Below are 11,207 nucleotides of genomic sequence, written 5' to 3' on the forward strand. Positions count from 1 at the left end.
GTTGAACACCGTCGTGGACGCCTATCAGTTCGCCATCGACTGGTGTGGTAACAGCCCCGAGCAAAAAGCGGCCATCCGTGCCTGCAGGGCAGCCCTCGCCGGGGATGTCGATGCGGAAACAGCGAGGGGCGTTTTCGTCGCCTTCGCGCGCAAGAAGGACATCCTCATCGAGGGTGGCACCATTCCCCCATTCTGGGAAGTGCGCGGCCGAAACATGTCTGATGTGACCGAGGCGGCGGGCAACGCCGCCTCCTTCCTCCGACAAGAAGCCAGCTTGGATAGTTGATCCCGAAATGGAGGCAACCGACGGCATGGGCGGGGGGCGTTGGGGAGCCGCCGGTTACCAGGACTGGGGGCCATTTAATCGGTCAATGCATAGGCCCTTATGCGATAATGCCACCAATGCGCGTTCATGGGAACTGCTTTCCAGCTTAAAATTCAAACGTATATGCGGGAAAGCGCACATTCACGATGACCTTCGCGCGCTGCCCGCGACAGGAACCAGATCGGACGTGCCGCGTCATAGAGACAGGTCCTTGTCGCGGTGGAGTGACGTCGATGGTCAGGTTCCTTGTTGTCGTCTGGGTGGCGCTCTCGCTCGCGTGCGGCGTCGCGCAGGCAGCGAGGCTGGAGCCCGACGCCGTCAATCAGGCGCAATTCAGCGAAGGCGAGCCCAAAGGCGTCAGCCCCATGATGCTCAAGGCGCAGGTGCTTCTGGATCGCGCCCGCTTCTCGCCCGGCCTGATCGACGGCCGCGCGTCGCAGAACTTTACCAAGGCAGTCGCGGCCTTCCAGGCAGCGAACGGATTGCCCTCCGACGGCAAGCTCACGCGGGAGACCTGGGACAGGCTCGCGGCAACCTTCGCCGGTCTCGTGATGACGAGCTATGAGACTACCGCGAAAGATGTGCGCGGCCCCTTCACCAGGCGTATCCCGGCCCGCATGGAGAGCATGGCGCATCTCAAGCGCCTGGGTTATCGCAACGCGCGGGAGAAGCTGGCGGAACGGTTTCATGTCAGCGAAGAATTGCTGAGGATGCTCAATCCCAAAGCCGGGTTCAGCAAGGCCGGCACGGCCCTGGTGGTGCCCGATGTCGGCCGCGGCGATCCGCCTCCACAGATAGCCAGCGTCGAGGTCGACAAGGCATCGCGCCAGGTGCGCGCGCTCGATGCATCGGGCAAGGCGATTGCCGTCTATCCTGCCTCGATCGGCAGCGAGGAGAAACCGGCGCCGAGCGGCGCGGCCGAGGTCAAGCGCGTGGTGCACAATCCGACCTATCACTACAATCCGAAATTCGCCTTCAAGGGGGTGAAGACCAAGCATCCCTTCACGATCGCGAAGGGGCCCAACAATCCCGTGGGATCGGTGTGGATCGACCTCTCGATCGAGAGCTACGGCATCCACGGCACGCCAGACCCCGGCAAGATCGGCACCACCTTCTCGCATGGCTGCATCCGGATGACCAACTGGGACGCCGAGGACCTCGCCGCCATGGTCAAGCCGGGAACGAAGGTCGACTTCAAGGACGAGACCGCGCAGGATGGGCAAGCGCAGTGACTGCGGCCAGCCCGCAGGCTGCTGCATAAATCCAGCTTATCATGACCCCTAATTTTTGAAGACGTTACAGCGCCAATCACCGCCTGTAGCTTCGACCGCGGTTGTTCTCGGCTCGGTAGAAAAACTGGTGATTAGATGCAGACACATGCGCGAGTGGTGATTGTCGGCGGGGGCTGCGTCGGCGCGGGAATCCTCTATGGGCTCGCCAAGCGCGGCTGGACCGACGTGGCGCTGCTGGAGCGCACGCAACTGACCGCCGGCTCGACCTGGCACGCGGCGGGGCTGATCCCGTCCTATGCCCGCAACATCAATGTCGGGCGTATGATCAACAAGACGATTGAGATCTATGAGGGGCTGGAGGCCGAGACCGGGCAGCCGGTTGGCTGGCACAAATGCGGGCAGCTGCGCATCGCCAATTCGCGCGACCGGCTCGACGAATATAAGAGCTATATGAGCGTCGCCGAGGTGCAAGGCATGCGGGCGCAATTGCTCACGCCCGACGAGGCGCGAAAGCTCTGGCCGCTGCTCGACAACAAGGAGATGCTGGGCGCGCTCTACCATCCTGACGACGGCCATATCGCGCCGGCCGACGTGACGCACGCCATGGCCAAGGGCGCGCGCGATCTTGGGGCAAAAGTCTATCTCAACACCGAGGTCACCGGTTTCAAGCGGACCGCCGGCGGCGAGTGGCTCGTCCAGACGAACAAGGGCGACATCACCTGCGAGCATGTGATTTGCGCCACCGGCAACTACGCGCGCCAGACCGGCGCGTTGCTCGGCCTCGACATCCCGGCGATCCCGATCCTGCACCAGTACTGGATCACCGAAGCGGTGCCGGAAGTGGTGGAGCGCAAGCGCGCCGGGCGGCCCGAAATGCCGATCCTGCGCGACGAGGGTTTCGAAGGCTATCTGCGCGAGGAAGGCGACGGGCTGATGTTCGGGCCCTATGAGCGCACCGAGCACCTCAAGCTGTTCGCCGAGGACGGCGTTCCCGCCTGGTTCGGCGCCGACCTGCTGGAAGAGGATTTCGAGGCGGTGTCGTGGAACTGGGAGCAGGCCTTGCGGCTGGTCCCGGCGCTCGGGCGCGTCGGCATCAAGGCCAATGTGCGCGGGCCCTTCCAGATGACGGCCGACGAGCTGCCCTTGATGGGACCGGCCTGGGGCCTGCCCAATGTCTGGCTCGCCGAAGGCGTGCCGGGCGGAATCCTGTGGGGCGGGACAATAGGCTATTATCTGTCGGAGCGGATCGTCGAAGGCGGCAACAGCCTCGACACGTCCGATCTCGATCCGCGCCGCTTCGGCGACTACGCCAACAAGGAATGGACGCGCCAGAAGGTGCGAGAGGCCTGGGGCACCCATGCCGAGCAGAAATATCCGGGGCAGGACATGCCAGCAGCACGGCCGCAGAAGACGGCACCTTCCTACGACCGGCTGACGGAGCTCGGCGCGGTCTGGGGCGTGCTCAACGGCTGGGAGATGCCCAACTGGTTCGCGCGCGACGGGGTCGAGGCCAAGGACCAGTATAGCTGGCGCTGGACGCCCAAGGGCAACCTCGTCGGCGAGGAGGTGCTGGCGGTGCGCAACGCCGTCGGCCTGGTCGAGATGACGCCGATGACCAAGTTCGAGGTGTCGGGGCCGAATGCCGTCCGATGGCTGGACCGGATCATCGCCAACCGTCTGCCCGCGGTCGGCAAGGTGACGCTGGCGCACCATCTGACGGCCAATGGCGGCGTGCAGGCGGAGTACATGGTGGCGCGTCTCGGCGAGGATCTGTTCTACCTGATCTCGACGCCGCGCGCCGAGCGCTGGAATTTCGACGATCTGTCGAGGCTGCTGCCCGCCGACGGCAGCGTAAGCCTGAAGAACGTGACGAACGACCGCGGCTGTTTCACGGTCGTTGGCCCCAAGGCTCGCGAGGTGCTGCAGCGGCTGACGGAGATCGATCTTTCGAACGAAAGCTTTCCGTGGTTCGGCGTCAAGACCGGCAGCGTGGCTCTTGCCAGCGACGTACGGCTGCTGCGCGTCAACTATGAAGGCGAGCTTGGCTGGGAGCTGTATCACCCCCTGCCCTACCAGCGGCAATTGCTCGACGCGATCCTGAGAGAGGGCGAAAAGCACGGCATGCGACTGGTCGGGCTGCATGCGCTGGAGTCGCTCAGGCTCGAGAAATCCTATCGCGCCATGTACCGCGACATGAACCCGGAGCTCAACGCGCTGGAGAGCGGGCTGGAGCGCTTCATCCGTCTCGACAAGGGCGACTTCGTCGGGCGCGACGCGGTGCTGAAATACAAGGAGCGCAACGACCAGCGCCGCTCGGTAACGCTCAGGATCGACACCGACGGCGCCAGCACCTTTGCCAATGAAGGGCTCTACAGCGACGGTAAGCTGGTCGGGCGCATCACCTCGGGCGGCTATGGCTACGCGGTCGGACATGACGTGGCGCTGGCGCTGCTGCCCGAGCGTTTTGCCAGGCCCGGCACCAAGCTCGACGTCGCGATCCTGGGCGACTGGAAGGTCGCCGAGGTCATCGCGGATTCGCCTTACGACCCCACCTCGGCCAGAGCGCGGATGTAACAGGCGGGGCCTGCAACGGCCCGTTGCCGACCTGTCCTTCGGAGTGAAGCCCGTATGCGCATCGAGCGGATCAACGTCTATTCGGCCCAATTGCCGGTCAGAGGCGGCGTCTACCGCATGGCCAGCGCCGATGTGGAGGCGCTGGACTCCTCGCTGGTCGAGATCATCACCAATGACGGGCTCACAGGCTGGGGCGAGACCTGCCCGATCGGCCCGGTCTACCAGCCGCATCACGCGCTGGGCGCGCGCGCCGCGATCGCCGAAATCGCGCCCGGCCTGATCGGTGCGGAGGTTGCCTCGATCAGGCTGCTTGCGAAGCGGATGGACGAGCGGCTGAACGGCCACGGCTATGCCAAGGCCGCCTTCGACATGGCCTTCCTCGATCTGCTCGGGCAGAAGCTCGGCGTGCCGGTCTCGACGCTGTTGGGCGGGGCGCTGACGGATCGCGTGCCGGCCTATTATTCGCTGATCGTCGGGGAGCCGGAGGAAACGGCAAGGATCGCCGCCGACAAGGTGAAGGCCGGCTATCCGCGCCTGCAGGTGAAGATCGGCGGGCGCAATCTCGAGGAAGACGTCGCCGTCGTCCACAAGGTCTGGGAAGCGGTCGGCTACAAGGCGCGGCTGGCGGTCGACGGCAACCGTGGCCTGACGGTGGCCGCCGCGCTCCATCTCGACCGGCTCTGCCAGCAAATCCCCTTCGTTTTCGAGCAGCCTTGCAACACGATGGAGGAGATCGCGACGCTGAGAGGCCGCGTCACGCATCCCGTCTATCTCGACGAGAGCACCGAGGACCAGAACGCTGTGCTCAGGGCGATCTCGATGGGGATTGCCGACGGCTTCGGCTTCAAGGTCACGCGTCTCGGCGGGCTGACCAGGATGACCACCGTGCGCGACCTTTGCGCCATCCGCTCGCTGCCGCATAGCTGCGACGACGCCTGGGGCGGCGACATCATCGCGGCAGCCTGCGTGCACCTAGCCGCCACCGTCGAGCCGCGCCGCATGGAAGGCGCCTGGATCGCGCAGGAATACATCAAGGGCCATTTCGACCAGGAGCACCCGGTCGTCATCAAGCAAGGCCATATCGCCGTGCCGCAGCGGCCGGGGCTGGGCGTGAAACCCGAGCCCGGCATGTTCGGCAAGCCGGTGGCGATATACGGGCCGTAAGCCGGTCGATCACTTCGTGAACGGTACGGATCGTTCCGCCCTGTTCCGCGTTCTTGTGACACGCAAGGAGGAACGGCGATGGACGACGATCGGACCGAGAAGATCAGGCAGCGCGCCTATGAGATCTTTCAACGTGAGGGCGGCATCCTCGGCAATCACGAACGGCACTGGCAACAAGCGGAGATGGAGATCGACCGCGAGGCGGCCCTGCCGCTGACCGCGGATGACGCGCTGCCCGAAACGCGCGAGATCGACAGCGCGGATGTGTTGACGGTGGAGGCGCTTGCCATGCGCACAGGCATTTCGGGCGACGAGGCGCAGGAGCTGCTCGACCGACTGGGCAACGATCGCGCGGCGATCGAGCAAGCGGCGCGAGATCTGAGCGCGAAGCGGCGCAGCTGACGAGCCGGCAACCAACCTATCCGCGGTGAGAACCACGGGCATGCCCAGGATACGTCCCCCGGCGTCTGCGCCCCGGCGTGCACTAGCAGGTACGCTGGTCGCGCTTATCCTCATCCTCGTGATGGGATGGGCAGCGCTTCGTTGAGCAGCGCTCGCTTTTCGCTCCGTTCCCGGAACCCTCAGCCGCATCAGAGGTTCACCCCTGTACAACCACAGGAGATGCATCATGGACCACACCAGCCACGTAAGACTGACCAATGCCGAGCTCACGCCCGACATCCTCGAAGGCGCGACCATCTACGGCCCCGATGACGAGAAGATCGGCTCGGTCGACCACCTGCACGGCAGCCAGGTCGTGATCGATGTCGGCGGCTTTCTCGGCATCGGCGCCAAGCCGGTGGCCGTCACCGCCAGCCAGCTCGATTTCATGCGCGACGAGGACGGCGACGTCCACGCCGTCACCAGCTGGACGAAGGACCAGTTGAAGGCGATGCCGGAGCATCGCGACTGAGCGGCGCGAAGCAGCTGGCGCTCGGGGGCTCCACCTGGCGGCCGTGCTCAACGAGACGCTGGCGGTGGAAAAATAGCCGCCGCGCAGAAACCAGGCTGCGGGCAAACAAGCCGATGCGCGGCATCGGGTGAAGATGGCAACGAACCCCGGCTCTTCAGCCGCTATCGCCCTTCGGTCAAGGCACGAACTTCCGTCGGCGTCATGCCGTAGCGCAGGCGGAACTGCCGATAGAAGGTGGATGGCTCGTTGAAGCCGACCTCAAAGGCAATGTCGGCGATGCGCCGCAGCAACTGTCGGCGGTCGGTGAGGCAGCTATGGACATAGGCGAGCCGCTCCCCGTTGACATAGTCGGAAAAGCTTGTGCCCTCCCCGGCAAAGAGCTGGCGGACATAGCGCTCGCTGATACCGAACTTGCGCGATATCTGCCCGGCGTTGAGCCCGGGATCGGTCAGATTGCGGGCGATGTGCTGCTTGATGGCCGCAAGTCTTGCGGCGCGGACACCAGGGGGATGCGTATGGGCCTCCATCCCACCGAAGGAAACGGCAAGAAGGTCGGTGATATGGCGGGAAGCAAGAGGCGCGAGCGTCTCGGGCTCCTCGATATGCAGGAGCGACCAGAGGTAATCGAACAGCAGTCGGTGGGCCGGGAGCGTCCGGCCGAGACTGTCGGGACGCACATCATCGAGGTTCTTCACCAGCGGGACCAGCAGCGAGCGCTTGAACTGAAGCGCCATGGTCCATTGCGAATCCTCGCTGGCGACCGAGTAGCGGCGGTCCATCGGCAGGATCGCCGCGGTGCCGGGATCGGTGCTGAAATCGCCACGCCCAGGCATGGTGAAGCGGTAGCCGCCCTTGTTCCAGGATAGGATGATATCGTCGTTGCCGTCGGCCATCAGCCCGCTGTTGCGCTCCCAGACCATGGGAGAGACGTTGCCCTTGGTGAGATTCATCTCGGGCAGGATCAGGGTGCGGGCAGAGAATTTGAGAGGCGTGTCGGCCCGCGGCGTGATGTCCAACCGCATCTGGATGCGACCGTAGAAATCGCGAATGAACTCGTCCCGTTGATCTTCGGGAATGTCGTCCGCCGAGAACATGGCCACCCGATCAGCGCTCGCCATCGTGCTCCCTGTCGAAGACTGCCTGGGGTTGGACGGCGCCTGCCCGCAATTGGCCTTTGCCTGTCCGTTGGCGCTTGAGAAACACCATTTCCGCCCTGGTTTGAGCCCGAATCCAGAATGGCCTCTCAGCTTTCGGAAAGTGAGTTAAGTGTGACAAATTTGCAAGACAGAAATTCCGGAACAACAACTGTTCCGTTATTGCAATTTTGACTTCCGTATCCGCCACACGCACCCGGATTTTCTCTGCTAGCGGTGCGTTGAAGGGGTGGTACTCGATTTTCATGTCCGCAATGCGCGGACATGTCTTCGCAGATTGGCTGACGGCCCCGGAGCCCGCTCATGCATGGGCGGGAAGGAATGTGGACGCAATTTCGAAACTGGCAATTCAACGAGGAACGTATCCGATGAAGATCATACCCACGTCCATGGCCGCCATGGCGATCGTTCTTGCCACCGGCAGCGCTTTCGCGGCCGATGCGCTCGCCCCGGAAGCGGCCCCGATGCCGCCGACTGAGGAGAGCTTCAGCTGGACGGGGCCCTATCTCGGCGGGTTCGGTTCGTTTGCGGTTGGCGACATGAAGCTCAATTCGCGGCAGATCTTTGCCGACGGAAACCCGCCGCCGATCAACGGCGCGTTCGAGATTTCCGCGAGCGGCTTCCTCGGCGGCATCCAGGCAGGCTATGACTGGCAGTTCGCCGACCGCTGGGTGATCGGTGCGGTGGCGGATATTGCCGCGTCCAGCTACGGCGCTTCGGTTACGGCCTCGGTGGACGGCACCGAGATCTTCAATGGCGACGTGGATCTCAAATATCTCGGCACCGTTCGCGCGCGGCTGGGCCACGCTTGGGACCGCACGCTCATCTACGGCCATGGCGGCCTTGCCTTTGGCAACACCGAGCAGACACTGACGGTCGGCGGGACGACCGTCTTCAACGAGGAGCAGACACGCACCGGCTGGACGATCGGCGCGGGCCTCGAGCACGCCATCACCGATCGCATCTCCTTCGGCACGGAGTATGCCTATGTCGACCTTGGCTCGAAGCACATACTCGACAATGGCGAAGGGTTGACAGTCAAGGACGACGTGGCTTTCCACACGCTCAAGGCCTTCGTGAATTACCGTTTCTGAGCGCCTCGCAATCGTTCAGATTCGTTACCCGCAGTTAAGCCTTGTTTGATGCATGTCGCTCAGCCGAAACCACGGCGCATTGAGCGACATGCATTGGCGTAATTCGCCAAAAGATGTGCGGCGGCGTCCGTCCGGAGCCGCCTGAAAGCGGATATCCGCGACAGATTCGGCGATTTCGTCGGGCGTCAAACCGATCCGAGGATCAGCGGCCCACGGCCGCAAGCAAGCAGATAGAGAGCCCCACATTCAGCGTCGCCGCGAGCGCCAGCGTGGTCAGGACGAGATTGCCGCCGCCCATGCCCAGAAGCAGCGCTCCGATGGAAGGAGCTGCCGCCTGGATGATGAGGCTCGGCGTTGCGAGCTTGCCCATCAGGACGGCGTATTGCTGCGGATCGAACAGCACCAGCGGCAGCGCGCCGCGTGCGATCGTGTGGATGCCGTTGCCCGCGCCGTAGAGGATCAGGGCGAGCGCGATGAATGCGTGGCCCACCAGAAGCAGCCAGATCCCGGCCGCGAGCAGCGATACGGACGCCAGCATCGTCCAGATCGGATGATGCCGGTTGCGGCCGATCAGCAACTCGGCCACGCGCGCGCCGACCTGTGACGGACCGACCAGGGCGCCAAGACCGACTGCCGCCGCCAGGCCGACGCCGCGCAATTGCAGCAGCGTCAGCAGGTGGACGGAGAGCGTGGATGCGATCATCGCGGCCAATGTCAGGATGGAGGCAAGCAGAATGAAGCGTGCCCGCGTCCTGCCCGTGGCGGATGCCTCTTTCGACTTGCCTCTCACCGGGGCGGGCGCCGCGGGTGGAGGCGGCGGGATGACCCAAAGGTGGAGCGGCAGGCAGATCGCCAGATGGATCGCGGCATAGGAAAGGCAGGCGATGCGCCATCCGCCATGTTCGACCAGGAAGGCGCTGAGCGGCCAGCAGACGGTGCTGGCGAAACCACCGAAGAGCGTCAGGTTGGTGATGGCGCCGCGCGCGCCTTGGCCGTAGAGCCGGCCCAGCGTGGCGAAGCCGGCGTCGTAGAGACTGCTCGACATGCCGATGCCCATCAGCAGCCAGGCAACCTGGTAAAGCGGATAGGCGGTTGCCATCGCCAGCAACGAATGCGCGGCCGCCAGCAGCAGCGAGCCGGCGGCAAGCACCGGACGGCCGCCATGGCGCTGGATCAGCCGGCCCGTGATGGGGGACACAAGCCCGGCAAGCAGCAGCCCGCAGGATAACCCGGCAACGACCGATGCGAGCGACCAGCCGGTGTCCTTTGCAATCGGCGCGGCAAGGACCGCGGGCAGATAGTAGGACGATCCCCAGGCGATGATCTGCGTGATTCCGAGGGCCGTGACGAGAACGTGGCGGTTGCGGGGGACGGGCGCAGGCGCTTCAATCTTCACGGATCGCTCAAAGCCCACTATTTATCGAGCCTCGAAGGGGAGCGCACATGCGTATCGCGGTAATCGACGAGGCCGGAGCAACGGCGCGACTCGACGCCCTCGCCGGGCTCTTGATGCAGAGCATCGAGGACGGGGCGCTCGTCGGCTTCGTACTGCCGTTCGACGTCGACCAAGCCCGGTCCTATTGGCAAGGCATCTTCCCCTCGCTGACGAACGGGGAACGTCTCCTCATCTGCGCCTATGTCGAGGACAATCTCGTCGGCACCGTCCAGCTCTATCTGTCGCCGGAACCGAATGCGCTGCACCGGGCGGAGGTTTACATGCTGCTCGTGCATCGAGATTTCCAGCGACAAGGCATCGGTTCAGCGCTCATGGCATCGGTGGAAGACGAAGCCAGGTCGAGAAAGCGCACCCTTCTCCTTCTCGACACCGCCGAGGGCGGAGCGAGCGAGCGGCTCTATCGGCGCATGAACTGGCGGCAAGTCGGCGTCGTGCCGCATCATTTCGTCGACCCGTTCGGCAAACCAAGGGCGTCCATCTACTTCATGAAGCACCTGACGCCCTAAGCGATGGACGTATTTTCTCGCCATCTTCCTTGACGAATTCGCACACCGGATTGTCCAGCAGCGGCAGCACAGCTTCCGACGGCCGGCAGAGCCTCGTGCCCTTGGGCGTCTCGACGATCGGCCGGTTGATGAGGATCGGATGGGCGAGCATGAAATCGATCAGTTCCTCGTCGCTCCATTTCGGGCCGGCGAGACCGAGCTCGTCGTAAGGCGTGCCCTTCTCCCGGAGCAACTGGCGGGGTGTGATCCCCATCCCCGCGATCAGTTCGAGCAGCCGCTCGCGGCTCGGCGGCGTCTTCAGATATTCGATCACCACGGGCTCCTCGCCGCTGGCGCGGATCATGGCGAGCGTGTTGCGCGAGGTGCCGCAAGCGGGATTGTGGTAAATCGTGACCGTCATGGTTCTGCTTTCAGGGGATGGGATTGCTGAACGGTTTCGGGCTTGAGGAGCCAGCCCATCAGCGCAAGCGCGATCAGGGCGCCTAGCAGCTCGGCGACGATGAAGCCCGGCAGATCGACCGGCCTGATGCCGGAGAAGCTGTTGGTGAGCGACCGCGCAACGGCAACCGCAGGATTGGCGAAGGACGTGGACGCGGTGAACCAATAGGCCGCCGTGATATAGAGCCCGACCAGCCACGGCACGGTCCGCCGCTCGAAGCGCAGGCCGGCGAGAATGACGACGACAAGGCCGAACGCCGCGACGCCTTCGGAAAACCACTGCGCCGGCCCGGTCCGCGGCTTCGTCGCGACCTCCAGAACCGGCAGGGCGAACATGAGATGCGCGGCGAT

At 64.3% G+C, this 11,207-nt stretch carries 12 protein-coding genes and 1 pseudogene; 8 read left to right on the forward strand and 5 right to left on the reverse strand.

The features are described 5' to 3' along the window. From EOA27_RS07380 to EOA27_RS07405, 6 genes are all read left to right on the forward strand, one after another. Positions 1-286 (forward strand): DUF982 domain-containing protein (locus EOA27_RS07380; RefSeq protein ID WP_145970285.1); only part of this gene is annotated, 286 nt, incomplete at its 5' end. A 272-nt stretch (positions 287-558) separates the two neighbouring features. After that, positions 559-1,557, forward strand: a complete 999-nt coding sequence (locus EOA27_RS07385) for a L,D-transpeptidase (RefSeq protein ID WP_126078069.1) — start codon at positions 559-561, stop codon at positions 1,555-1,557. 135 nt (positions 1,558-1,692) lie between these two features. Next, entirely contained in the window at positions 1,693-4,131 is a 2,439-nt protein-coding gene (locus tag EOA27_RS07390; RefSeq protein WP_126078070.1) for an FAD-dependent oxidoreductase, read from the forward strand. Between the two features lie 54 nt (positions 4,132-4,185). Next, entirely contained in the window at positions 4,186-5,295 is a 1,110-nt protein-coding gene (locus tag EOA27_RS07395; RefSeq protein ID WP_126078071.1) for a mandelate racemase/muconate lactonizing enzyme family protein, read from the forward strand. A gap of 78 nt (positions 5,296-5,373) precedes the next feature. After that, positions 5,374-5,697, forward strand: a complete 324-nt coding sequence (locus EOA27_RS07400; RefSeq protein ID WP_126078072.1) for a DUF2934 domain-containing protein — start codon at positions 5,374-5,376, stop codon at positions 5,695-5,697. Positions 5,698-5,923: 226 nt separating this feature from the next. After that, a complete protein-coding gene (locus tag EOA27_RS07405; protein WP_040980340.1) occupies positions 5,924-6,208 on the forward strand; it encodes a hypothetical protein in 285 nt (94 codons plus the stop codon). Positions 6,209-6,369: 161 nt separating this feature from the next. Here EOA27_RS07405 and EOA27_RS07410 read toward each other — a convergent pair whose 3' ends face one another. Both EOA27_RS07410 and EOA27_RS07415 read right to left on the reverse strand, forming a co-directional pair. Further along, complete coding sequence (locus EOA27_RS07410; protein ID WP_127255833.1) at positions 6,370-7,326, reverse strand: AraC family transcriptional regulator; 957 nt, start codon at positions 7,324-7,326, stop codon at positions 6,370-6,372. After that, the gene (locus EOA27_RS07415) at positions 7,313-7,609 is read right to left on the reverse strand and encodes a hypothetical protein (RefSeq protein ID WP_126078074.1); all 297 of its coding nucleotides are present in this window, start codon (positions 7,607-7,609) and stop codon (positions 7,313-7,315) included. The genes EOA27_RS07410 and EOA27_RS07415 overlap by 14 nt, the downstream gene beginning before the upstream one ends. A 121-nt stretch (positions 7,610-7,730) precedes the next feature. Here EOA27_RS07415 and EOA27_RS07420 point away from each other — a divergent pair, with 121 nt between their 5' ends. Beyond that, the gene (locus EOA27_RS07420) at positions 7,731-8,456 is read left to right on the forward strand and encodes an outer membrane protein (RefSeq protein WP_127255836.1); all 726 of its coding nucleotides are present in this window, start codon (positions 7,731-7,733) and stop codon (positions 8,454-8,456) included. Positions 8,457-8,658: 202 nt separating this feature from the next. Here EOA27_RS07420 and EOA27_RS07425 read toward each other — a convergent pair whose 3' ends face one another. Continuing rightward, complete coding sequence (locus EOA27_RS07425) at positions 8,659-9,852, reverse strand: MFS transporter (protein ID WP_245491045.1); 1,194 nt, start codon at positions 9,850-9,852, stop codon at positions 8,659-8,661. A 47-nt stretch (positions 9,853-9,899) separates the two neighbouring features. Between EOA27_RS07425 and EOA27_RS07430 the strand changes: the two genes are divergently transcribed. Further along, positions 9,900-10,418 carry a GNAT family N-acetyltransferase gene (locus tag EOA27_RS07430; protein ID WP_126078076.1) on the forward strand — a complete coding sequence of 173 codons (519 nt, stop codon included), beginning with the start codon at positions 9,900-9,902 and terminating at the stop codon, positions 10,416-10,418. Here the strand turns inward: EOA27_RS07430 and arsC are convergent. Next, on the reverse strand, positions 10,396-10,818 hold the full coding sequence (gene arsC / locus EOA27_RS07435; protein ID WP_126078077.1) for an arsenate reductase (glutaredoxin): 423 nt from the start codon (positions 10,816-10,818) through the stop codon (positions 10,396-10,398). The genes EOA27_RS07430 and arsC overlap by 23 nt on opposite strands. Continuing rightward, positions 10,815-11,207: pseudogene (locus EOA27_RS07440) on the reverse strand (aquaporin); the annotation flags it as partial. The gene arsC and the pseudogene EOA27_RS07440, both read right to left, overlap by 4 nt.

The organism is Mesorhizobium sp. M2A.F.Ca.ET.037.01.1.1, from assembly GCF_003998075.1.
Taxonomy (GTDB): domain Bacteria; phylum Pseudomonadota; class Alphaproteobacteria; order Rhizobiales; family Rhizobiaceae; genus Mesorhizobium.

What these genes read in the sequence shown, in the direction of transcription:
- arsC (WP_126078077.1), bottom strand. Translation starts at nt 10,818, where the DNA reads ATGACGGTCACGATTTACCACAATCCCGCTTGCGGCACCTCGCGCAAC.
- EOA27_RS07410 (WP_127255833.1), bottom strand. Translation starts at nt 7,326, where the DNA reads ATGGCGAGCGCTGATCGGGTGGCCATGTTCTCGGCGGACGACATTCCC.
- EOA27_RS07395 (WP_126078071.1), top strand. Translation starts at nt 4,186, where the DNA reads ATGCGCATCGAGCGGATCAACGTCTATTCGGCCCAATTGCCGGTCAGA.
- EOA27_RS07430 (WP_126078076.1), top strand. Translation starts at nt 9,900, where the DNA reads ATGCGTATCGCGGTAATCGACGAGGCCGGAGCAACGGCGCGACTCGAC.
- EOA27_RS07420 (WP_127255836.1), top strand. Translation starts at nt 7,731, where the DNA reads ATGAAGATCATACCCACGTCCATGGCCGCCATGGCGATCGTTCTTGCC.
- EOA27_RS07415 (WP_126078074.1), bottom strand. Translation starts at nt 7,609, where the DNA reads ATGAAAATCGAGTACCACCCCTTCAACGCACCGCTAGCAGAGAAAATC.
- EOA27_RS07390 (WP_126078070.1), top strand. Translation starts at nt 1,693, where the DNA reads ATGCAGACACATGCGCGAGTGGTGATTGTCGGCGGGGGCTGCGTCGGC.
- EOA27_RS07400 (WP_126078072.1), top strand. Translation starts at nt 5,374, where the DNA reads ATGGACGACGATCGGACCGAGAAGATCAGGCAGCGCGCCTATGAGATC.
- EOA27_RS07385 (WP_126078069.1), top strand. Translation starts at nt 559, where the DNA reads ATGGTCAGGTTCCTTGTTGTCGTCTGGGTGGCGCTCTCGCTCGCGTGC.
- EOA27_RS07405 (WP_040980340.1), top strand. Translation starts at nt 5,924, where the DNA reads ATGGACCACACCAGCCACGTAAGACTGACCAATGCCGAGCTCACGCCC.